The 21,981-nt window shown below is 71.2% G+C and carries 21 protein-coding genes and 1 riboswitch; of the genes, 11 read left to right on the forward strand and 10 right to left on the reverse strand.

Annotated features, from left to right (window positions below):
- Nucleotides 1–39: 39 nt before the first annotated feature.
- The gene (locus P3L51_RS01630) at nt 40–831 is read left to right on the forward strand and encodes a DeoR/GlpR family DNA-binding transcription regulator (RefSeq protein WP_354603170.1); all 792 of its coding nucleotides are present in this window, start codon (nt 40–42) and stop codon (nt 829–831) included.
- A gap of 69 nt (nt 832–900) precedes the next feature.
- On the opposite strand, the gene P3L51_RS01635 is transcribed toward P3L51_RS01630, so the two are convergent.
- Nucleotides 901–2,223 (reverse strand): MBL fold metallo-hydrolase, encoded by a 1,323-nt coding sequence (locus P3L51_RS01635; protein ID WP_435594355.1) that lies wholly within the window; start codon nt 2,221–2,223, stop codon nt 901–903.
- A 250-nt stretch (nt 2,224–2,473) separates the two neighbouring features.
- Here P3L51_RS01635 and P3L51_RS01640 point away from each other — a divergent pair, with 250 nt between their 5' ends.
- The 3 genes from P3L51_RS01640 to P3L51_RS01650 all read left to right on the forward strand — a co-directional run bounded on the left by P3L51_RS01640 (nt 2,474) and on the right by P3L51_RS01650 (nt 5,418).
- Nucleotides 2,474–3,655 (forward strand): Glu/Leu/Phe/Val dehydrogenase dimerization domain-containing protein, encoded by a 1,182-nt coding sequence (locus tag P3L51_RS01640; protein ID WP_354603172.1) that lies wholly within the window; start codon nt 2,474–2,476, stop codon nt 3,653–3,655.
- A gap of 73 nt (nt 3,656–3,728) precedes the next feature.
- Nucleotides 3,729–4,349: a TetR/AcrR family transcriptional regulator gene (locus P3L51_RS01645; protein ID WP_354603173.1), complete on the forward strand. Its 621-nt coding sequence runs from the start codon at nt 3,729–3,731 to the stop codon at nt 4,347–4,349.
- 211 nt (nt 4,350–4,560) lie between these two features.
- Nucleotides 4,561–5,418 carry a carbohydrate kinase family protein gene (locus P3L51_RS01650; protein WP_354603238.1) on the forward strand — a complete coding sequence of 286 codons (858 nt, stop codon included), beginning with the start codon at nt 4,561–4,563 and terminating at the stop codon, nt 5,416–5,418.
- A gap of 48 nt (nt 5,419–5,466) precedes the next feature.
- Here the strand turns inward: P3L51_RS01650 and P3L51_RS01655 are convergent, their stop codons facing one another.
- Both P3L51_RS01655 and P3L51_RS01660 read right to left on the reverse strand, forming a co-directional pair.
- Nucleotides 5,467–6,468: a DUF6745 domain-containing protein gene (locus P3L51_RS01655; protein ID WP_354603174.1), complete on the reverse strand. Its 1,002-nt coding sequence runs from the start codon at nt 6,466–6,468 to the stop codon at nt 5,467–5,469.
- 90 nt (nt 6,469–6,558) lie between these two features.
- Complete coding sequence (locus P3L51_RS01660) at nt 6,559–6,888, reverse strand: DUF8820 family protein (RefSeq protein WP_354603175.1); 330 nt, start codon at nt 6,886–6,888, stop codon at nt 6,559–6,561.
- Between the two features lie 170 nt (nt 6,889–7,058).
- Between P3L51_RS01660 and P3L51_RS01665 the strand changes: the two genes are divergently transcribed.
- From P3L51_RS01665 to P3L51_RS01690, 6 genes are all read left to right on the forward strand, one after another.
- Nucleotides 7,059–8,006: an STM4015 family protein gene (locus tag P3L51_RS01665; protein ID WP_354603176.1), complete on the forward strand. Its 948-nt coding sequence runs from the start codon at nt 7,059–7,061 to the stop codon at nt 8,004–8,006.
- Nucleotides 8,003–8,977, forward strand: a complete 975-nt coding sequence (locus P3L51_RS01670) for an STM4015 family protein (RefSeq protein ID WP_354603177.1) — start codon at nt 8,003–8,005, stop codon at nt 8,975–8,977. Before P3L51_RS01665 ends, P3L51_RS01670 begins: the two co-directional genes overlap by 4 nt.
- On the forward strand, nt 8,958–10,106 hold the full coding sequence (locus tag P3L51_RS01675) for an STM4014 family protein (protein WP_354603178.1): 1,149 nt from the start codon (nt 8,958–8,960) through the stop codon (nt 10,104–10,106). The genes P3L51_RS01670 and P3L51_RS01675 overlap by 20 nt, the downstream gene beginning before the upstream one ends.
- A gap of 100 nt (nt 10,107–10,206) precedes the next feature.
- Nucleotides 10,207–11,016 carry an STM4013/SEN3800 family hydrolase gene (locus P3L51_RS01680; protein ID WP_354603239.1) on the forward strand — a complete coding sequence of 270 codons (810 nt, stop codon included), beginning with the start codon at nt 10,207–10,209 and terminating at the stop codon, nt 11,014–11,016.
- Nucleotides 11,016–12,386 (forward strand): STM4012 family radical SAM protein, encoded by a 1,371-nt coding sequence (locus P3L51_RS01685; protein ID WP_354603179.1) that lies wholly within the window; start codon nt 11,016–11,018, stop codon nt 12,384–12,386. Before P3L51_RS01680 ends, P3L51_RS01685 begins: the two co-directional genes overlap by 1 nt.
- Before the next feature lie 7 nt (nt 12,387–12,393).
- On the forward strand, nt 12,394–13,257 hold the full coding sequence (locus P3L51_RS01690) for an STM4011 family radical SAM protein (protein WP_354603180.1): 864 nt from the start codon (nt 12,394–12,396) through the stop codon (nt 13,255–13,257).
- Here the strand turns inward: P3L51_RS01690 and P3L51_RS01695 are convergent.
- Together P3L51_RS01695 and P3L51_RS01700 are read right to left on the reverse strand one after the other, a co-directional pair.
- The gene (locus P3L51_RS01695; RefSeq protein ID WP_354603181.1) at nt 13,251–14,078 is read right to left on the reverse strand and encodes an SGNH/GDSL hydrolase family protein; all 828 of its coding nucleotides are present in this window, start codon (nt 14,076–14,078) and stop codon (nt 13,251–13,253) included. The two genes, P3L51_RS01690 and P3L51_RS01695, sit on opposite strands and share 7 nt — an antisense overlap.
- A gap of 149 nt (nt 14,079–14,227) precedes the next feature.
- On the reverse strand, nt 14,228–15,166 hold the full coding sequence (locus tag P3L51_RS01700) for a LysM peptidoglycan-binding domain-containing M23 family metallopeptidase (RefSeq protein WP_354603182.1): 939 nt from the start codon (nt 15,164–15,166) through the stop codon (nt 14,228–14,230).
- Nucleotides 15,167–15,168: 2 nt separating this feature from the next.
- Nucleotides 15,169–15,335: riboswitch (cyclic di-AMP (ydaO/yuaA leader) on the reverse strand.
- 407 nt (nt 15,336–15,742) lie between these two features.
- Between P3L51_RS01700 and P3L51_RS01705 the strand changes: the two genes are divergently transcribed.
- A complete protein-coding gene (locus P3L51_RS01705; RefSeq protein WP_354603240.1) occupies nt 15,743–16,546 on the forward strand; it encodes a tyrosine-protein phosphatase in 804 nt (267 codons plus the stop codon).
- A gap of 28 nt (nt 16,547–16,574) precedes the next feature.
- Here the strand turns inward: P3L51_RS01705 and P3L51_RS01710 are convergent, their stop codons facing one another.
- From P3L51_RS01710 to hpnH, 5 genes are all read right to left on the reverse strand, one after another.
- Nucleotides 16,575–16,754, reverse strand: a complete 180-nt coding sequence (locus tag P3L51_RS01710) for a DUF6126 family protein (RefSeq protein WP_435594356.1) — start codon at nt 16,752–16,754, stop codon at nt 16,575–16,577.
- Between the two features lie 77 nt (nt 16,755–16,831).
- Complete coding sequence (locus P3L51_RS01715; RefSeq protein WP_354603183.1) at nt 16,832–17,458, reverse strand: helix-turn-helix domain-containing protein; 627 nt, start codon at nt 17,456–17,458, stop codon at nt 16,832–16,834.
- A gap of 79 nt (nt 17,459–17,537) precedes the next feature.
- The gene (locus P3L51_RS01720; protein WP_354603184.1) at nt 17,538–18,950 is read right to left on the reverse strand and encodes an aspartate aminotransferase family protein; all 1,413 of its coding nucleotides are present in this window, start codon (nt 18,948–18,950) and stop codon (nt 17,538–17,540) included.
- Nucleotides 18,947–20,833: a 1-deoxy-D-xylulose-5-phosphate synthase gene (gene dxs, locus P3L51_RS01725; protein ID WP_354603185.1), complete on the reverse strand. Its 1,887-nt coding sequence runs from the start codon at nt 20,831–20,833 to the stop codon at nt 18,947–18,949. Before dxs ends, P3L51_RS01720 begins: the two co-directional genes overlap by 4 nt.
- A gap of 123 nt (nt 20,834–20,956) precedes the next feature.
- Entirely contained in the window at nt 20,957–21,976 is a 1,020-nt protein-coding gene (gene hpnH, locus P3L51_RS01730) for an adenosyl-hopene transferase HpnH (RefSeq protein ID WP_354603186.1), read from the reverse strand.
- Nucleotides 21,977–21,981 lie beyond the last annotated feature (5 nt).

Genomic DNA, 21,981 nt, shown 5'->3' on the forward strand with positions numbered 1-21,981 from the left:
AGGTGCTTGAATGATCCGAGGAGTGACGAAGGAGATGCGGTGGACCGGTACGAACGGCACAACACCCTGCTCGGACTGCTCGCCGAGCGGGGCCGGCTGGACGTCGACGACGTCGCCGCCGAACTGTCCGTATCGGCGGCGACCGTACGCAGGGACCTCGACCATCTCGCCGAGCAGCAGTTGCTCACCCGGACCCGGGGCGGGGCGGTGGCGCACTCGGTCGCGTACGGGCTGCCGCCGCGCTACAAGTCGGTGGGGCGGTCAGCGGAGAAGCAGCGCATCGGGGCCGCGGCCGCCGCTCTGGTACACCGGGGCATGGTGATCGGGCTCAACGGCGGCACGACGACGGCGGAGGTCGCGCGGGCCGTCGCCACGCGGGCGGATCTGGCCGACATGCCGAACAGGGGCGGCGAGCCCGCCGTGACCCTGGTGACGAACGCGCTGAACATCGCCCATGAGCTGGCCGTACGCCCGCACATCAAGATCGTGACCACGGGTGGGGTGGCCATGCCGCAGTCGTACGAGCTGGTGGGGCCGCTGGCCCGGCACATCCTGGGTGAGGTGAGCCTGGACATCGCCTTCATCGGCGCCGACGCCGTCGACGCGGAGGCGGGGGCGAGCGCGCACAGCGAGCACGAGGCGAGCATCAACGCACTTCTCGCCGCACGGGCGCGCACGCTCGTGGTGGTGGCGGACAACTCGAAGCTGGGCACGCCCGCGTTCGCCCGGATCTGCCCGACGGACGCCATCAGCACACTCATCACCGACACGGGCGCCCCCGAACAGGCCAAGCTGTTCGAGGAGCGCGGCGTGACGGTGGTCCAGGTCTGAGCGCTCGCCCCGCCGAGCACGGAGGACCCGCGAGACCCGCGAGACCCGGAAGGCTCCGCGGACCAGGCGTTACGGCGCGCTCTGCGCGGAGGGTGCCGCCTCGGACGGGTCGGCGCCGGTCGTCCCGTTGCCGGTCGCGCCGGGGCCCGGGGCCTGGCCCGCTTTGCCCGACTCCGCGCCGGAGGCCGGAGCCGTTGCCGCCGCCGTTGCCGCGGCCGAAACGGAGGCCTTGTCCCCCGCCGGTACCGCCTCCGGCCAGCCGTCGACCGGCGCGACGGCGACGGAGCGCCACCACGGGGTGCCGGGGATGCTCTCGGTGAGCGTCGGCTCGTAGGACTCGCCCGGACGCGGCAGCGCGATCCGTACGCCCGCGTCCGCCGCCGCGGTGACCGTGCCCTCGCCGGGCTCGGCCCACGGGTGCGGGGCCAGGTTGAAGGTGCCCCAGTGGATCGGCAGCATCACGCCGGACGGGCTGCCCTGCTGGAGGTCGACGTGCGCCCGCAGACCCTCGGCCGGGGTCATGTGGATGTCCGGCCAGTATTCGCTGTAGGCGCCGATCTGGATCATCGTGGCGTCGAAGGGGCCGTGCGCGGCGCCGATGTCGCGGAAGCCGGCGAAGTAGCCGGTGTCACCGCTGTGGTAGATCCGGTGCTCGGGTCCCGCGACGGCCCAGGACGCCCAGAGGGTGTGCTGCTGGTTGCGCAGACCACGGCCGCAGAAGTGCCGCGCGGGTGTCGCGGTGAACGAGATGCCCGCGACCTCCGCCGTCTCGTTCCAGTCCAGCTCGCGCAGGCGGGCGGCGGGAACGCCCCAGCGCTCCAGGTGCGCGCCGACGCCCAGCGGCACGGCGAAGATGGTGTCGGTGGAGGCGAGGCCCTTGATCGTCGGCAGGTCGAGATGGTCGTAGTGGTCGTGCGAGATGACGACGACGTCGACCGGCCCGAGCGCGGCGAGCGAGACGGGCACGGGGTGCAGCCGCTTCGGTCCGGCGAAGGAGAAGGGGGAGCAGCGCTCGCCCCAGACCGGGTCGAAGAGCACGCGCCGGCCGTCGATCTCGGCGAGGACGCTGGAGTGCCCCATCCAGGTCAGCCGCAGCCCCGAGGCGGGCGGTACGGCGAGGTCCGCCAGGGTGTCCTGGTGGACCGGGATGGGCGTGGCGGGCGCGCGCCGGGCGCGCGCCTCCTTACGGAAGTAGACCTTCGACAGCTCCAGCATGGAGCCGGACGGTCTGATTCTGGCGGTGCCCTCGGGATTCTGGAACACACCGTCGGCGAAGTTCGGGGAGTTGTGGATCCGCTCCAGACGTTCGCCGGCCGAGTCGGCGCCGAAGGCCTCGGACCGCATCGCGCGCAGCCGGGAGCGTAGTGAGGGTGGGGAGCCGGCGCCGTTCACTGCATCTCCTGAAGGTTCGGGTTCATCACATTATGAGGTGTTTCCATAATCGGGGTGCCACGCCGATGCGCCGTCCGTGGCACCTTGATGCAACGTGCGGACGATCTCCCGGATTCCCGCGCACGGCCACCGACGGGCGAGATCCGGCCATGCGAACGGTCCACCACGACCGCCCGGTGATCTCTTTGACAGCCGCACTCCCCGCTGTCGATACTGACCCCCCATTCAGTTGCGGCGCCCGGAGGCACCCATGTCCCCCCTGATATCGCTGACCTGGAGCGACCATGTGACCGGCCGCGAGGGGTATCTGGTCGTCGACCGGCTCGTGCGCGGGGTCTCCAGCGGCGGACTGCGGATGCGCGAGGGCTGTTCACTGGACGAGGTGACCGGGCTGGCCCGTGGCATGACCATGAAAGAGGCCCTGCACTACAACGACGACCCGTCGGCGCGCTACATCCCGCTGGGCGGCGCCAAGGGCGGTATCGACTGCGATCCCCGGGACCCGGCGGCGTACGGCGTCCTCGTCCGCTACCTGCGCGCCGTACGGCCGTACATCGAGACCGTCTGGACCATGGGCGAGGACCTGGGGCTGAGCCAGGACCTGGTCGACCGGGCGGCCGCCGAGGCGGGGCTCGTCTCGACCATCCAGGCGATCCATCCGCTCCTCGACGACGAGACGGCCGCGCGGCGGCGTCTCGCGGACGCCTTCGCCGTGCACGTCGACGGCATCGGCCTGGACGAACTGGCCGGCGGCTGCGGCGTGGCCGAGTCCGCGCTCACCGCGCTCGACCGGGCGGGTGTCCCGTACGAGGGGACACGTGTCGCGGTGCAGGGGCTGGGGACCATGGGCGGGGCGACGGCGCGGTTCCTCGTCCGGGCCGGACTCGCGGTCGTGGCTGTCGCGGACGTCAAGGGGACCATCGCCTGTCCGGAGGGGCTGGACGTCGAGTCGCTTCTCGCGGCGCGTGACGAGTTCGGAACGGTGGACCGCGCGGTGCTGCGGCCCGGCGACCGCGAGCTGCCGGGCGACGCCTGGCTGTCGGCGGACGCCGAGATCCTGGTGCCCGCGGCCGTCTCGTACGCGATCGACGCCACCAACCAGGCCCGGATCACGGCCCGTTGGATCGTCGAGGCGGCGAACATGCCCGTCCTGGCCGACGCGGAGGAACTGCTGGCCGCGCGCGGGATCACGGTGCTGCCGGATGTCGTCGTCAACTCCGGTACGAACGCCTGGTGGTGGTGGACCCTCTTCGGCGACATCGGTCCCGACGCGGACGAGGCGTTCGCCCACACGCGGCGCTCCATGCGCGCGCTGACGGAGCTGATGCTGGAACGCGCGGAGGCCGGGCGTACGACTCCGAGAGCCGCCGCGCACGCCATCGCCGCCGGCCGACTGCCCCTGATCGCCGAGCGGTTCGGGCATTACCGCTGACCGGGCGGTGCGAGGGAGGGCCGGTTTACGGGCCCGCGATTTATGTCAACCGGCGCGAGTTAGGGTTCGGAGTGTGGCGAGAGTACGGCTGAGTGTGGAGGAGCGGCGCGAGGACCTGCTGCGCGCCGCCGTCGATCAGATCCAGACGCGGGGGGTGGCCGCCGTGCGCATCGCCGACGTCGCCACCGTTCTGGGGGTGAGCAACGCCCTGGTGCTGTACCACTTCTCCACGAAGGAGAAGCTTCTCGCCGCCGCCTTCCGCCACGCCGCCGAGGAAGACCTGGCGCAATTACGGGAGTTGCTCGGCCGCCACGCGAGCGCCCTGCGCCGGCTGCACGCGGCGATCCGCTGGTACGCGCCGACCGGCGAGGCCAAGGGGTGGCGGCTGTGGATCGAGGGATGGGCGGCGGCGCCGCGCGAGCCCGCGCTCCACGAGGTGGCCAGCGAACTCGACCAGCAGTGGAAGGCCGCGCTCACGGCCGTCATCACCGAGGGCGTGGACGCCGGTGAGTTCCGCTGCGCCGACCCGGTCGCGACGGCCTGGCGGCTGACGGCGCTGCTGGACGGTCTCGCGGTGCAGATGACGTCGTACGCGGGCTCGCTCACCCGCACCACCCTGCTGGACTGGTCGGACGAGGCGCTGGCGCGTGAACTGGGCGTCGACAGAGCGGCACTCACCGCCCACGAGCGATGACCGGTGCCGCCGGGTGACGGGCACCCGCCACCCGCCGGCGCCACCACGGCCATACTGAGGCGGACATCCGGAATCCGGCACGAAGGTGGAGACTGTGGCGCAGCAGACCGAACATCCGGACGTTGAGCGGGCATTCGAGTCGGCGGTCGCCCCGGAGGCCGGGCCCGGAGGCGAACCGAGCCATGACGTGCTCGTCCTCGGCGGCAGCGGCGTGGACACCGTGGTCCGTGTCGACTCGCTCCCCGTCCCGCTCGCCGACTCGGTCGGTGTCGGGCCGATCCGCGAATGGCCGGGGCAGACCGGCGGCAATGTGGCCCTGGGCTGTCAGGCACTCGGACTGAACGTCAAATTCCTCGACTTCATCGGTGACGACTGGACGGGCAGCCAGGTCCGCGAGCATCTCGCCAAGGGCGGTGTGGACTTCGAGGGGATGATCTCGCCCGCGGGCACGCGCCGCGCGGTCAATCTCGTCGAGAAGACCGGCCGCAGGATGTCCTTCCACGACGCGCGCGATCCGGAGGACCTGCGGATGCCGCGCGAGTTCTACCTGCCGCATCTGAGGCGGGCCCGCCATGTCCATGTGTCGATCACGAACTTCACCCGGTTCCTGTTCGACGACATCATCGAGCAGGGCGTCCCGGTCTCGACGGACCTGCACGACTGGGACGGGGTGAACGCCTATCACCGGGAGTTCGCCTACCGCGCGGATCTGGTCTTCCTGAGCGCCGCCGGAGCGAGGGAGCGCATAGCTCCGGTGATGCGGGAGATCCTGCGTGAGGGCAGGGCGCAGGCGGTGGTGGCCACGGCGGGCGCCGGTGGCTCGTACGTGCTGACCCGCGAGGGCAGCCGTACTCCCCGGCCGATCCCGGCGACCGTCCCGCCCGCACCGGTGGTGGACTCCAACGGCGCGGGCGACGCGTATGTCGCCGGTTTCCTCTACGGGCGGCTGGCCGGGCGGGACCTGGAGGACTGCGCGCGCCTGGGCGCGGTCGCGGGCGCCTACGCCTGCACGGTGGAGGGCAGTTCGTCGCTGATCGGCGCCGACGCGCTCCTGTCGGGCGAGGTGTGATTCGTGGCCTGTCCGCGCGATTGGGGACAGGCCCGAAACCTCAGCCGGTCAGGTCTGCCTCATCGGTTCGTACTCGTTGGCGTCCAGGCCGAACGTCCAGGCCACGCCCTCCTTGGCGGTACGAGTCCCCGGCGGCACCCGCAGCCAGTAGGTGCGGCTCGTGCCGTCGGGCTCGGGGGTGGAGTTGACGACCTCGACCATCACGACGTCCTCGTCCCCTTCGAGCGCTATCCGCCAGAGGATGCCGGTCTCGTCCTTGCCCATCGGCTTGGCGTCGGACTCGGTGAGATAGCGGTCGTAGCCGTAGTGCTCCAGCATCACGCGGCGCAGCTCGGCGTTCTCCTCGGCGCGGATCCTCGCCGGGTCGAGCGAGGTGAGTTCGGCGAGGAAGTCGGCCGGGACGGGCATACCGCGCCACGCGTACAGAGCGAAGCCGTCCGGGTAGGCGAGGGCCGGGCCGTCGCCGCGGTCGAGGCGTCCGGCCTCGTCGCGGTGCAGCTCCACGGGCCGTTCGCAGATCACTGTCACGTTCTCGTAGGGCCACCACCAGCCCGCGTGTGCCGCGACGTCGGCGAGTCCCGCGAGCCGGTCGCCGCGGCCGTCGAAGGCGGCGAGCCAGGCGGCGTCGTGCTGGCCGAGGACCGCGTCGAGCAGCAGCTGACGTGTCTCGGGAACATCGACAGCCTCCGTGCCGAGTGCGTCGGTGATGCCGGAGCGGATCCGCTCGGCGAGCGCGCGGGTGGTGTCCCACAGGCGGGCGCCGGTGGCGCCCCACCACTCGGCCCAGCCCGCCGGGCCCAACTCGTCGTGGATACGCCGCCGTTCCTCGGCCCACGGCTTGGTGCGGACCTCCTCACGGACCGATCGGCCCTGATCGGTGAGGGACCGGACGGCGGCGAGTCCGGCGAGCGGGGAGTCCGCCCAGATGATGCGCTCCGGCTCGGTCAGTCCGGCCGTGCGGTAGGCGAGCCGTATCCCCGCCTCGGCCGCCGGCCGGTCGGCCGCCCCCGTCGCCGCCGCGACGCCCCGCCACTTGTCCACATGCTGCATGTCTGAAGCCCCGTCCCCTGTCGTCACTGTCCCGTGTACCGCGAACTGCCCTGTACTGCGCCGTGGCGCCCTGCCGCCGGTCGTCGCTCCTCAGTCGGCGACGACGCGCACCGCACCCGGCAGGTACTCGCGCTGGCGCACCACGCGGAACCACCCCTTGGGCAGCGGGATCGCCGCGTGCTCCTCGTGCACCACCCGGCCGCCCTCGGGCAGATGGAGCAGCATCGGCCCGAACTCGCCGCCCGTCTCCCGGACGAGCAGACCGGGGCCCGTCACCGCGTGGGCGTGTCCCGTGACCTCACCGAGCGCCAGGACGAGGCGGCCCCGCGCGTCCCTCGGCTCGCTCCGCGCCTGGGCGGTCCCGGACGGCACGCTCTCGTCCGCGACGGGCACGATGAGCACGTCTCCCTGCCGGTACATGGCTCTCCCCTCGACCGGGCGGCGCCGAGTGCGCCGACCTGTGAACGACGCTAGACGGTGGGTCTGACATTCGGCTCCGACCCCGAACCGGGCTTGTCAGTGGGGCCTGTTACAACTTCTCTCAGCAGCAAGCCGATCAACGCCGACGCCCGGTGTCTGGAGCACTCGCCATGACCGTTTCGACCCATCTGCAGGAGCTGGACGGCCTGCCCGCGTTCGACTTCCCCGTCGCCGAAGCCGAAGCCGAGGCGAAGCTCCCCGACGCGGGGTCGGTGGCGTGGCGCGTCAGCGTCGACGCGTACGACAGCGAGGAGGAGTGGGAGTCCGCGTTCGCCCGCTTCCTCAAGGCCGTCGACACCGCCGAGGTCCGCGCGCTGATCGTCGGGGCCTGGTCCGAGGCCTACGATTCGCCCCCTGACGGCGCGATAGCGGCCATCGTCGCCGCGGGCGATCAACTCCCCTCCCTGCGGGCGCTGTTCTTCGGTGACATCACCTTCGAGGAGTGCGAGATCTCGTGGATCAACCAGACGGCGATGGCGCCGCTGATCAACGGACTCCCGCAGCTGCGCTCCTTCGGGGTGCGCGGCGGCCAGGATCTGAACATGACCGGCATCACGCACGAGCGGCTCCGTTCGCTGACGGTCGAGACGGGCGGTCTGGACGCCGACGTGGTGCGGAACATCGGCGCGGCCGACCTGCCCGCGCTCGAGCATCTGGACATCTGGCTGGGCGTGTCCTGGTACGGCGCGAACACGATCGTGGCCGACCTGGATCCGTTCCTCACCGGGGCGCGTCTGCCCGCCCTGAAGTCACTGGCGCTGCGCAACAGCGAGATCCAGGACGACATCGCGGCGGCGCTGGCGGGGGCGCCGGTCGTGGCGCGGCTGGAGACGCTCGACCTGTCGATGGGCACCCTCGGTGACGAGGGCGCCGAGGCGCTGCTCGGGGGTCAGCCGCTCACGCACCTCAAGAAGCTCGATCTGCACCACCACTATCTGAGTGAGCCGATGCGCGAGCGGATCCGCGCGACGCTGGAGCCCGCCGGTGTGGTCGTGGATCTCTCGGAGTGCGAGTCCGCGAGGGACGACGAGTCGCGTTACACGGCGGTGGCGGAATGAGCGGCGCCGTGGAGATCAACCCCTTCGAGGAGCTCTACGGACTGCCCTTCTTCACCCTCCCCCTCGACGAGGTCCCGGCACCGGGGGCGCTGCCCGAGCCCGACGCCGTCGCCTGGCGGCTCGACTGCGGGTATGACAAGGAGTGGACTTTCGCCCGGCTGTGGCGGCGGTTCACGGAGACCGTGGACACCGGGCGCGTGCGCGCGCTGGTCATCGGTCCGTGGTGGACCGGTGAGTACTCGGGGCTGGCACCCGCCATGGAGCTGATCATCGCCGACGCGGCACGGTTCCCCGCTCTGCGCGCGCTGTTCCTGGCGGACGTGGACAGCGAGCGGTGCGAGATCTCCTGGCTGATGATGACCGACGTCACCCCGGCGATCGAGGCGTTCCCACTGCTCGAGGAGTTCGGTGCGCAGGGCTGCGGCGACACGTACCAGAACGGTGATCTGCGGCTGCGACCGGTGAAGCACGAGCATCTGCGCGTGCTGCGTCTCGAATCGGGCGGGCTGCCGGGCTCCGTCGTCCGCGCCGTCGGCGCGAGCGAGCTGCCCGCACTGGAGCATCTGGAGCTGTGGCTGGGCGTCGAGGAGTACGGCGGCAGCGCCACCGTCGCCGATCTGGCGCCCCTCCTCGACGGCGGCCGATTCCCGCGGCTGCGCCATCTGGGGCTCCAGAACAGCGAGATCCAGGACGAGATCGTCGGCGCCGTGGCCTCGGCGCCGGTCGTGGCCGGGCTCGAATCACTGGCGCTGTCCATGGGCACGCTCGGCGACGAGGGCGCCGAAGCGCTCCTCGCCGGACAGCCGCTCACCCATCTCAAAGAGCTGGACCTGGACCACCACTTCATGTCACCGGCCTGGACCGCGCGGATCCAGGAGGCTCTGGAGCCGCACGGTGTGCGGGTGAGTCTTGAACCGGTCGACGACATCTTCGAGGACGACGAGTGGCGTTATGTCGCCCTCTCGGAGTAGCGGCGGGCCGCGCCTCGCGGTCGTCGGCAATCCGGCCGGCCGCCGGGTCCGGCTGTTCCGGGAGGCGGTCGGGGCGGCGGGCCTGCCGGCGGCCCGTGAGGTGGCCTGGCTCGATGTACTGGGCGGGCGAGCCGAGTTCCGGCCCGGTGAGGTCGTACGGATCGAGTCACCCGGCGAGGACGCGGCGGTGGAGCGGCTGTTGCGTGGCGCGGACGATCCGACGCGGGTCGAGGGCACGGCGCTCTGGTACGAGCGGTTCACCTCGGCCGTACGGGAGTTGGGCCGTGCCGTACGGGAGGCGGGGGCCGATCTCCTGGACGACCCGGACGAGTTGGCGGTGCTGTTCGACAAGCGGCTGTGCCACGGGGTGCTGGACGTGGCCTCCGTGCCCGTGCCGCCGTCGCCGACGTCGGGGCCCGGTGCCCCGCCCGTGCGTGGCTGGGACGACGTCCGCGCGCTGATGGACGGTCCCGGCATGCGGCGGGCGTTCGTCAAGATCGCTCACGGCTCGTCGGCCTCCGGGGTGCTGGCCGTCGAGATCGCGGGTCCCGGCCGGGTGCGGGCGACGACCTCGGTCGAACGCGACACGGCGGGGCGGCTGTTCAACTCCCTGCGGGTACGGCGGCTGACCACCGAGCGGGAGGTGGCGGCGATCGTCGACACGCTGGCCCCGGACGGGCTGCATGTCGAGCGGTGGCTGCCGAAGGCCACCCAGCAGGGCAGGGCGGCCGACCTGCGGGTGCTGGTCGTCGCGGGCCGCGCGACGCACGCCGTCGTACGGACCAGTTCGTCGCCCATGACCAACCTGCATCTCGGCGGGGCGCGCGGCGATCTGAACGCGGTGCGGGCGGCGACCGAAGCGGCGAGCGGCGGCGCGAGTTGGGCCGCCGCCCTGGAGATCTGCGAGCGGGCCGCGGCCTGCTTCCCCGGCACGCACTGCGTGGGGGTGGACCTGCTGCCGTCGACCGGCTGGCGCCGCTTCGCCGTCGGCGAGGTCAACGCCTTCGGCGATCTGCTGCCCGGTCTCACCGGACTGCCGGGCAGCGGCGCGGAGGGCCTGGACACCTACGGGGCGCAGCTCGCGGCTCTGCGGGCACGCGCGGGAGGGGAGCGCCGTGCGCGCCTCTGAGACCACCGGTTCCGATGTCACCGGTTCCGATGTCGCGGGTTCCGGCGCGAAGGGTCTCGGGACGACGAGTTCCGGGACCACGGGTGCGCAACTGCCCGACATGAGTGGTGTCGTGGGCCACGACGACCTGTTGCTGGTCACCCTCGACACCCTGCGGTACGACGTGGCCGCCGAGCTGGCCGCGGCGGGCCGGCTGCCGAATCTCGCCCGGCATCTCCCCGGCGGGCGCTGGGAGGAGCGGCACGCTCCCGGCAGTTTCACCTACGCCTCGCACCAGGCGATGTTCGCCGGGTTCCTGCCGACGCCCGCCGCGCCGGGCCCGCATCCTCGGCTGTTCGCGGCGCGGTTCGAGGGGAGCGAGTCCACGGCCGAGGGGACGTTCGTCTTCGACACGCCCGACCTCGTGTCGGGCCTCGCGGACGCCGGGTACCGGACGGTGTGCGTCGGGGGTGTCGGCTTCTTCAACAAGCGGGGCGCGCTCGGTTCCGTACTGCCGGGGATGTTCCAGGAGAGCCACTGGGAGCCGGAGTTCGGCGTCGCGTCGCCGACGTCGTTCGAGTCGCAGGTGGCCCGCGCGGAGCGGGTCGTGGCTGAACTGCCCACCGGTCAGCGCCTGTTCCTCTTCGTCAATGTGCCGTCACTGCATCAGCCGAACTGGTTCCATCTGCCCGGCGCCACCCGTGAGGCGGGTGACTCGCGGCAGACGCACGCCGCCGCGCTCGAATACGTCGACCGGCACATCGGCCGGCTGTTCGCCGCGGCGAGCAGCCGGCGCCGCTGCTTCACGATCGTCTGTTCCGACCACGGCACGGCCTACGGGGACGACGGCTGGACGGGCCACCGTCTCGGCCACGAGTCCGTCTGGACCGTGCCGTACGCCCATTTCTTCCTGGACCCAGGGGCACCCTGATGACCGATACGACCGCCATGACCACCGCCCCGCGCCCGTACGAGAGTTACGTCTACGCCTATCCGCACAAGACCGCGTACCGCCCGCTGGCCGACCGTCCGGCCCTGGGTGATCTGTGGGCCGGTGAACGCAAGGACGCGCTCTCGCTCTATCTGCACATACCGTTCTGCGAGGTCCGCTGCGGCTTCTGCAACCTCTTCACGCGGATCGGCGCGCCGGACGAACTGACGACGCGTTATCTGGACGCGCTGGACCGGCAGGCGACCGCCGTGGCCGACGCGATCCATGGCGACGCGATCCACGGCGACGGGGTGCGCTTCGCGGCCGCGGCCTTCGGCGGCGGCACGCCCACCTTCCTGACCGCCGGTGAGCTGGAGCGGCTGTGCGACATCGCCGAGAAGCGGATGGGCGCCGATCTGCGGGCCGTTCCGCTCTCCGTGGAGACGTCGCCGTCGACCGCCACGGCCGACCGGCTGTCGGTGCTGGCCGACCGCGGGGCCACCCGGCTGAGCATCGGCGTGCAGAGCTTCGTCGAGGAGGAGGCGAAGGCGGCGGTGCGCCCGCAGCGCCGCTCCGACGTCGAGGCCGCCCTCGGCCGGATCCGGGACGCGCGGATCCCGGTCCTCAACATCGACCTCATCTACGGCATCGACGGCCAGACCGCGCGGTCCTGGCGGCTCTCGCTCGACGCGGCGCTCGCCTGGCGGCCCGAGGAGCTGTATCTCTACCCGCTGTACGCCCGGCCGCTGACCCCGCTCGGGCGGCGCGCGCACCCCAGTGAGGCCGCGTGGGACGCCCAGCGGCTCGATCTCTACCGGCGGGGCAGGGACCATCTCCTCGCGGAGGGCTACGAGCAGGTGTCGATGCGCATGTTCCGCCTCCCCGGCGCCGCGCGCGAAGGGGCGGACGACCGGGCTGTCGACCACGCGTGCCAGACCGACGGGATGATCGGCCTCGGCTGCGGCGCCCGCTCCTACACCTCGGACCTGCACTACTCCTTCGACTACGCGGTCGGAATGCGCGAGATCCGGAACATCATCGACGACTACACGACCACCGAGGACTTCTCCCGCGCGGAGGTGGGCCGCGCCGTCGACACGGACGAGGCGCGCCGCCGCCACCTCCTCCAGTCACTGCTCCAGGCCGAGGGCATGGCGGTGGACGACTACCGGCTACGGTTCGGCAGCCACCCCGCCGACGACTTCCCCACCGAGCTGGACCGCTTCGCCGACCTCGGCTGGCTCGACACGGGCGCCGGGCCCGGCCTGCTGCGCCTCTCGCCGGAAGGTCTCGCCCACTCGGACGCGCTGGGCCCGGCCCTGTTCTCCCCCGCCGTCCGGGCCGCGATGGCCGGTTACGAACCGAAGTGAGGCAGACGTGGACCTGACGATCCTCTACCGTGGCCCGCTCGCCTCCTGCGACTACGACTGTCCTTACTGCCCGTTCGCCAAGCGCCGTGACAGCGGGGACCAGTTGCGCGCGGACCGGGCCGCGCTGACGCGCTTCACGGAGTGGGCCGCCGAGCGGACGGACGACCGGCTGTCGGTCCTCTTCACCCCGTGGGGCGAAGGCCTCACCCGCTCCTGGTACGTGCGGGCGCTCACCGACCTCTCCCATCTTCCCCATGTCGCGCGGGTCGCCATCCAGACGAATCTCAGCTGCCGCACGGACCGGCTGAAGGCCGCCGACCCGGCGAAGCTGGCCCTGTGGTGCACGTACCACCCCGGCCAGACGCCCTACGACCGCTTCCTGACCAAGTGCCGGGAGCTGGGCGCCGCGGGCATCCGCTTCAGCGTCGGCATCGTCGGCCTCCCCGACCACCTCGACCAGGCCCGCCGCCTGCGCGCCGATCTCCCGGAGCACGTCTATCTGTGGGTCAACGCGGCGGAGGGGCGCGCCTATTCGGATCCGGAGGCCGCCGACTGGACGTCGGTCGACCCCCTGTTCCCGTACAGCCGCCACCCCCACCGCTCGGCCGGCCTTCCGTGCCGTACGGGCGAGTCGGTGATCTCGGTCGACGGCGAAGGCACGGTCCGCCGCTGCCACTTCGTCCCGGCGGAGCTGGGCAACCTCTACGACGGCTCGTACCGCGCGGCCCTGAAACCGCGGGCGTGCCCGCTCGCGGTCTGCGACTGCCACATCGGCTACGTGCATCTGGAGACACTGCCGCTGTACGACGTCTTCGCGGGCGGCGTCCTGGAACGGATACCGGCCGGTGGGCGGTGGCCGGTGACTCAGTGACGCGGCAGCGGCAGCAGGTCCGGGCGTTTGGCGACCGTGTGGTCGCCCGAGGACTCGCCCCGGAGGCGGCGGCCGATCCAGGGGACCAGGTATTCACGCGCCCACTGCATGTCGTCGCGGCGCACCTCCAGCGCGCCGCGTGGCGGCAGCGGCGGCCACGGCTGGTCGGGGTCGGCGGGGACGTCGAGGCCGAGGACCTGGGCCGCGCGCAGGGCCACGCGGGTGTGGCCCTCCGGTGACAGGTGCAGCCGGTCGCCGCCCCAAGCGCGTCTGTCCTGGACCGACTTGAGCGACCACAGGTCCAGGACCGGGCAGTCGTAGCGGTCCGCGATGGAGCGGACGTGCGCGGTGAACGTGGCTATCTTGCCACGCAGATGGCGCAGCACGGGCACGCCTCGGGTGTCGAACCCGGTGGGGACCATGACGGTGCCGACGGCGCCGGTGAGGTCGGCGAGTGCCCGCTCGAAGCGTTCCGCGACATCGTCGGGGTCGCTGCCGGGCCGGATGATGTCGTTGCCGCCGGCGCAGAACGTCACCAGGTCCGGGGCGAGTTCCTTGGCGCGCGGGATCTGCTCGGCCACGATCTGGTCGAGCAGCCGTCCACGTACGGCGAGATTGGCGTACCGGAACGAACCGTGGTCGGGGTCGGCGACGGCCGCCCCGTCCGGTGTGCGATCGGCGAGCAGTACGGCGAGCCGGTCCGCCCAGCCGACATAGATTCCGCCCGGCCCGGGATCGCCGACGCCCTCGGTGAAGCTGTCACCGATGGCGGCGTACGACCCGAAGGTGCTTCTGAATTTCGCTCTCGAATCGTCAGCCACAGCTGAACATCATTCACTTGCGTATGTGACCTACGCGACCGTAAGGAGGTGTTGACGCCGGTGAGAAACGCCACCGGTCAAAATTCGTTCAAGCCGGAATACGGGAATGGTCGTCGGCCGGCGCACCGGGCGCCGGCCGACGACCATTCTCAGAGAGAAACGCCGTGCTCGCGCAGGTACGCCAGCGGGTCGACGTCGGAGCCGTAGCTCGGGCCGGTGCGGATCTCGAAGTGCAGGTGCGGCCCGGTGGAATTGCCGGTGGAACCGGAGAGGCCGATCTGGTCACCGCCGCCGACACTCTGGCCCGCCGAGACGGCGAGCGAGGAGAGGTGGGCGTACTGCGAGTACTGGCCGTCGTCGTGCTTGATGACGACCTCGTTGCCGTACGACCCGGCCCAGCCTGCCGAGACGACGGTGCCGGGGCCGACCGCCTTGACGGTGGTGCCCGACGAGGCCGCGAAGTCCACGCCGGTGTGGTAGCCGCTGGACCAGCTGCCGCCGGCCGCGCGGTAGGCGGTGGTGGTGACCGCGCCGTCGACGGGGGCGGTGTAGCCGGAGGCGTCGCTCTGCGCCGCGGGCTGGTTCGCCGTGGTGTCGGCCTTGGGGGCGGGCTCGGCCGGGGCGGGCTTCGCGGGCGCCGCCTTCTTCGGTGCGGCCTTCTTCGGCGCGGCCTCGGCCTTGCCCTCGGAGGACGCCTTGGCCTTGGCTCCGATGGTGAGCTTCAGACCCGGGTGGATGAGCGACGGGTTGTCACCGACGGCCTCGCGGTTGTCCTCGTACAGCTTCTCCCAGCCGCCGCTGACCTTCTGCGACTCGGCGATCTTGGCGAGGTAGTCGCCCGCCGTGACCGAGTACGTCTTCACGGTCTGGGCGGTCGCGGCCTGCCGCGCCGTCTGCGGAGCGGCGGCGGGAGCGGAGGCGACGGAAGCGGTGTGCGCGACCGACGGGGCGGCGGTCTGCTCGGCGGCATGGGCGCCCGTGGCACCGATGAGCGGAATTGCGATGGCGGCGCCACCCGTTCCGGCGGCGACGAATCCGCGCGTGATCGGGTTGGTCCTCGGACGACGGTGCTTACCCTTTGCGGGCATGGCGATTTCCTCTCCGGCGCCTACGAGGTGAGCTGTCGGGTTCGAGCTGGAGATGCCCGGCCGCGCCGTGACGCGACTTCACCCCAAGCCGTCCGGATGTCCGGGCCGGCGTACTACCTGGGTCCCCCGCTCCTGCCACACGTTGATGAGTGCTGGGTGGATGCGGATTCCGAACGGCGGCAGGATTCGGCGATCCGCTCGGATTGCGGTGACCGTAAGCCGGGTGGGCCGACCCGTACAAGCCGTTGTATTCCTTCAACAATCCGGCCTCGAATATCGGCCGCCGCGCGCGGTCACCCTGCGTGGATTACGGATCTTCGAATTCCGTGCGCCGTCCCAATTCCCCTTCCTCGGCGCGGCCACACACCGTCACGGATATGATCCTGCTCACCAGCCGAGGCCGATCACCGCCCATCTCCGCCGCGACCGGGGCACGTTATGCGTAATCACTCAATACGGACAGAAGCCCTCTTCTTGAAGCGATTTCAGCGGGAACCGATGTCGTAAAGTCGGAGCGCGACAGCGTCGGCGACGAGCGCCGGCCGCAGACGCGGAGGAGCTCACGTGACGCACGAGGTGCCGCAGCAGGTCCCGCCGGCCGAGCCCGACCTGGCCGGTGTCCGCAACTTCCGCGACGTGGGCGGTCTGCCGACCGCCGACGGGCGGCGCGTACGGCACGGACGGCTCTTCCGCAGCGGCCACCTCGCGCACGCCACCGCCGAGGACACGGTGTTCCTGACGTCGCTGGGGCTGCACACGGTCTTCGACTTCCGCAACGCGGCCGACCAGAAGCTCGACGGCCTGGACGTCGAGCTGCCGGGCGTACGGAACGTGAACATCCCGCTGACCGACCCGGCCGACGGGACCGAGTTCTGGAAGATGGTCCGTGACGGCGATCTCGACCAGCTGCGGTCGATCCTGGCCGACGGCAAGGGCGTGGCCCGGATGTCCGCTTCGTACCGTTCGATCATTCTGGACCGCACCGCCGAACACCGGCACGTGCTGCACGCCCTGGCCGAGGAGAGCCTGCCCGCGCTGATGCACTGCGCGGCGGGCAAGGACAGGGCCGGTCTCTCCATCGCGGTGTCGCTGCTCGCCGTGGGCGTGGAGCGGGAGGCGATCGAGGCCGACTATCTGAAGTCGAACGATCCCCACCGCAGATACCGGGTACGGCGCAGCGACCCGTCGCCCGGCGGGACTTCGCCGGAGGTGCTGGAGCTGCTCGCGCCGCTGTTCGACGCGCGCGCCGTGTATCTCGAAACGGCGTTCACGACGATGGAGGAGACGTGGGGCAGCGTGGACCGCTATCTCACGGACGGCCTGGGGCTGACGGACGAGACGCGCGAGCGACTGCGGACGCGTCTCGTCGACGAGGGCTGAGGGCTGCTTTTCGGGGGGGGCGCCGGGCCTACTTGGCGCCCGCCTCGAAGAGCAGCCAGAGGAAGCCGGCCACGGCGTGGCCGGCGACGAGGTAGACGAAGAGCCGGATGGCGAGGCCGCGCGGGAAGTTGCTCTCCTCGTCCATGACGGACTTGGCGGGCGCCTCGGGCAACGGCTCCCGGAGCTGCTCCGGGGTGTTCTCTGGCACGGTGACGGCCTCTCTGGTCTGGTCCGGCCCGGCCGGTCTGATCCGGCCCGGCCGGTCCGGTCGAAGGTGACGACGGGTCAGCGGCGGTGGGCCCCGCCCGGCAGGCACAGCTCGGCGATCGGGCTGGTCAGCAGGGTGTGTACGAACAGCAGCTCGGTGCCGGCGGGACCGGCCGCCGCGATGCGGTGCGGGGTCATCGAGTCGAAGTGGGCGCTGTCCCCGGGATCGAGCACATGGACGGCGTCCCCGAGGCCCAGCCGCAGCCGCCCCTCCAGGACGTGGATCCACTCCTCCCCCGGATGGACGCGGACGAGGTCGCCCTGCGCCCCGTACGGCACCGTCACCCGCAGCGGCTGCATCGCGCGGCCGGAGGGGCTGCCCGCCTGGCGGTAGATCCAGCCGTCGGCCTCCACGGGTTCGGCCCGCGCCGCGCGGATGACGGGATCGCGTTCGGGAGGCTCCTCGCCGAGGAGCTCGGAGACCGTCGTACCGTAGACGCGGGCCAGACCGAGCAGCATCGGCAGCGAGGGCTGGCGCCGCCCGGTCTCCAGACGGGAGAGGTGGGCCGGGGAGAGCCCGGCCCGTCCGGCGGCGGCCTCCAGGGTGAGCCCCCGGCCGCGGCGCAGCTCGCGGAGCCGGGGCGCGACGTCGGGCAGGGCCTCTGTCGCGGGGTCGTGCTCGCTGAGGGCGGCGGGGTTGTTCATGCCTCCATTGCGCCAGGAATTTTCCTCTGAGGCAAATTTCTTACCTCAGAGGCAAACCCCAGCCTCGGCGGACTCCCGCTCACCGGTTGGCGATGGCCTGCTTCACCAGCGTCCTGCCGAAGTCCCACATCAGCCCGCCACCGCCGTGCGCGTCGTCCATCACGGCCGTGAAGGCCGTCACGAAGCGGTCGACCTCGCGCTCCCCGATGGTCAGCGGCGGAATCAGCTTGATCACTTCCAGATGGTCCCCGGAGACCTGGGTGAGGATGCGGTGCTTCTGCAGGAGCGGCACCACGACCATCTGCGCGAAGAGACCCTTCCGGGCCTTCTGGAGCATCGCCCAGCGGCTCCGCAGCCCGATCGATGTCGGCCGCCCGAATTCGATACCGATCATCAGTCCCCGGCCGCGCACCTCGCTCAGCAGCTCGTAACGGTCCACCAGCGCGGCAAGCCGCGACCGCAGCAGATCGCCGGTCGCCCTGGCGTTGGCGACGATTCGCTCGTCCTCGATCACCGACAGGACGGCCAGGCCCGCCGCCATCGCCTGCGCGTTGGAGCCGAAGCTGGCCGAGTGGACCAGCACGCGGTCCATCGAGGAGTAGACCTGCCGGAAGATCCAGTCCCTGCCGAGGGTCGCGCCGACCGGCACGTAACCGCCGGAGAGCGCCTTCGCCACACACACCAGGTCCGGCTCGACGCCTTCCTCGTGCTGGTACGCGTAGAAGTCGCCGGTCCTGCCGAGCCCGGTCTGCACCTCGTCGGCGATGAGCAGCGCCTTGTGCCGGCGCAGCAACTCCTGCGCCGCCCGCAGGAAGCCGGGCGGTGTCGCGTTCACGCCCTTGCCCTGGATCGGCTCGACGACGAAGCCCGCGACGTCGCCGCGCTTCAACTCCCGCTCCAGCGCGTCGAGATCACCGATCTCGATCGCGGTGTCGGGGAGCAGTGGTGCGAAGCCGTCCCGGAAGCCGTCCTCGCCGTTGACCGAGAGCGAGCCGGTGGTCAGCCCGTGGAAAGCGTGCGAGCAGTAGAGGATCCTGGGCTTCCCGGTGGCGTACCGGGCGAACTTCAGGGCGGTCTCCACCGCTTCCGTACCGCTGTTGCCGAAGAAGACCCGGTCCAGGTGCGGGCTGTGCGCGAGCAGCTTCTCGGCGAGCAGGCCGGGCAGCGGCTGGCAGTCGAAGCGGGTGAGGTCGGCGAGCGAGGCGTCGAGGACGTCGTGGAGCGCCTCGCGTACGACGGGGTGGTGCCGGCCGAGCCCCATCACGCCGAAGCCGGCGAGCATGTCGAGGTAGTCGTTGCCCTCGGCGTCCCAGAAGTAGGCACCCTCGGCGCGCTCGTAGACCTTGTCGAAGCCGATGGTCCGCAGCATGCGCGGGAGTTGGTGGTTCAGGTGCGCGGTGTGCAACTCGTAGCGCTCGCCGCCGCGTTCGGCCAGCAGCTTCGCGAGGTCGAAGCCCTTGCCCCGGGTCCGGGGCGTCGCCTGCTCCGTCATTGCGTGTTCTCCTTGCGCGTCAGTGCGGCGCTGATCTGTCCCGCGATCTCGACCGGGGTGAGCCCGATGTCGGCGAGCACCTCGCCGCGCCTGGCGTGGGCGAGGAACTGTTCGGGGATGCCGAAGGTACGCAGCGGTAGGTCCACCCCGGCGTCGCGCAGTGCCTGCCCCACGGCCCAGCCGACGCCGCCGCTGCGGCTGTTGTCCTCCACGACGGCCACGATCCGGTGGCGCGCGGCCAGCGGCGCCAGCGCCTCGTCGACGGGCTTGACCCACCGGGGGTCGACCACGGTGCAGCCGATGCCGCGCGCGGCCAGCAGCTCGGCCGTACCGAGACAGACCCCGGCGAGCGCGCCGACCGACACGAGCAGCACGTCCGCCCCGGCGGCCCCCGGCCCGTGCAGGATGTCGAGGCCGCCCGTCCGTCCGACGGCCGGAATCGTCTCGCCCACCGGCTCCTTGGGAAAGCGCACCACGGTCGGCGCGTCGGCCACGTCCACGGCTTCCCGCAGCAGCGACCGGAGTTGCCGCGCGTCGCGTGGGGCGGCGATCCGCAGGCCCGGCACGCACTGGAGCAGCGACATGTCCCACATGCCGTTGTGGGAGGGCCCGTCGACGCCGGTGACGCCGGCCCGGTCGAGTACGAACGTGACTCCGCAGTTGTGCAGCGCGACGTCCATGAGCAGCTGGTCGAAGGCGCGGTTGAGGAAGGTGGCGTAGACGGCGACGACGGGGTGCAGTCCCCCGGTGGCGAGCCCGGCGGCGGAGACCGTGGCGTGCTGCTCGGCGATGCCGACGTCCCAGACGCGGTCGGGGAAGCGCGCGGCGAATCCCGTCAGACCGACCGGGTGCAGCATGGCGGCGGTGACGGCCACGACGTCGGGCCGCTCCTCGCCGATGGCGACGATCTCGTCGCCGAAGACCGACGTCCAGGAGGGTTTGCCGGGCGGCGCCAGCGGTTCGCAGGTCAGCGGGTCCATCACGCCGACGGTGTGGAAGCGGTCCGCCTCGTCGTCCAGCGCGGGCTGGTAGCCGCGGCCCTTCTCGGTCAGGCAGTGGACCAGTACGGGGCCGGTGAAGCGGCTCGCGTGGCGCAGGGCCGCCTCGACGGCTCCGATGTCGTGTCCGTCGATCGGGCCGACGTACTTGAGCCCGAGGTCCTCGAACATGCCCTGCGGGGCGACGGCGTCCTTGAAGCCCTTCTTCGCGCCGTGCAGCGACCCGTACAGCGGCCGGCCCACCACGGGCGTCTGCCGCAGGACTTCCTTGCCCCACGCGAGGACCTGCTCGTAGCCGTCGCTGGTACGCAGGGCGGCGAGGTGTCCGGCGAGGCCGCCGATGGTGGGGCCGTACGAACGCTCGTTGTCGTTCACGACGACGATCAGCGGGCGGTCCTTCGCCGCGGCGATGTTGTTGAGCGCCTCCCACGCCATGCCGCCGGTGAGCGCCCCGTCCCCGATGACCGCGACGACATGGTCCTCGCCGCCGAGCACCTGGCGGGCCTTGGCGAGCCCGTCGGCCCAGCCGAGCACGGTGGAGGCGTGGGAGTTCTCGATGACGTCGTGGTCGGACTCCTCGCGCGAGGGGTAGCCGGAGAGGCCTCCCTTGGTCCGCAGCTTGGAGAAGTCCTGCCTGCCGGTGAGCAGTTTGTGTACGTAGCTCTGGTGTCCGGTGTCCCACAGGATGCGATCGGCCGGGGAGTCGAAGACCCGGTGGAGGGCGATGGTCAGCTCCACCACCCCGAGGTTGGGCCCCAGGTGCCCGCCGGTTCTGGCCACGGCGGGGATCAGGAACTCCCGGATGTTCTCGGCCAGTTCGTCGAGTTCGGCCCCGGCCAGCGCCTTCAGGTCGCGCGGTCCCCGGATGTTCTCCAGTATCGACATGTTCGGCCCCCTCTGGATCCTCGGCGGATCCGTCAGCTCTCTGTGACTGCCTGTCGGGCCTCGGGAGGGACAGCGGCGGGCGCCGCTGTCCCTCCCGAGGCATGACGTCACGGGCCGCCGGCCCTACTTGCTCCCGGCGACCGTCTCCCGAACCGCTCGCAGCGACTCCTTGAGGGAGCCCATGGTGGCCAGCACGGCCGTCGGCTCGTAGCCGCAGTGCGCCATGCAGTTGGCGCAGCGCGGGTCCTTGCCCCGGCCGTACTTGTCCCAGTCGGTCTCCTCGACCAGTTCCCTGTACGTCGGGACGTACCCGTCGCTCATCAGATAGCAGGGGCGCTGCCAGCCGAAGAGCGAGTAGTTGGGAATCGCCCAGGCCGTGCACGGGAAGTCGGCCTTGCCCTCCAGGAAGTCCAGGAAGAGCGGTGAGTGGTTCAGGCGCCAGCGCGCCCTGTTGCCACCGGAGAACGCCTTCTTGAACAGCTCCCGCGTCTGGTCGACGCCCAGGAAGTGCTCCTGGTCGGGTGCCTTCTCGTAGGCGTAGGCGGGCGAGATCATCATCTCGTCGACCTTCAGGTCGTCGTTGAGGTAGTTGAGGACCTCGATGATGGTCTGCGGGGTGTCGGTGTTGAAGAAGGTGGAGTTGGTGGTGACCCGGAAGCCGCGCTTCTTGGCCTCCTTCATCGCCTCCACGGCCTCGTCGAAGACCCCTTCCTTGGCGACGGACTCGTCGTGCCGCTCGCGCAGGCCGTCGATGTGCACGGCGAAGGCGAAGTACGGCGACGGCGTGAACTTGTCCATCTTCTTGCGCATCAGCATCGCGTTGGTGCAGAGGAAGACGTACTTCTTCTTCGCCACCAACTGCCGGACGATCTCATGGATCTGAGGGTGCATCAGCGGCTCGCCGCCGGCGATGGAGACCATCGGTGCCCCGGATTCGAGCACCGCCCCCACCGCTTGCGCCACGGGCATGCGCTGCTTCAGGACCCCGGCCGGATGCTGGATCTTGCCGCAGCCCTCACACGCGAGATTGCAGGCGAAGAGGGGTTCCAGCTCAACGATGAGTGGGAACTTCTCACGCTTGCGGAGCTTCTGTTCAACGAGGTATGTCCCGACCCTGATGGTCTGACGGAGCGGCATGGCCATCTAGC

It is taken from the genome of Streptomyces panacea (genome assembly GCF_040560175.1).
In the GTDB taxonomy this organism is placed as follows: domain Bacteria; phylum Actinomycetota; class Actinomycetes; order Streptomycetales; family Streptomycetaceae; genus Streptomyces; species Streptomyces panacea.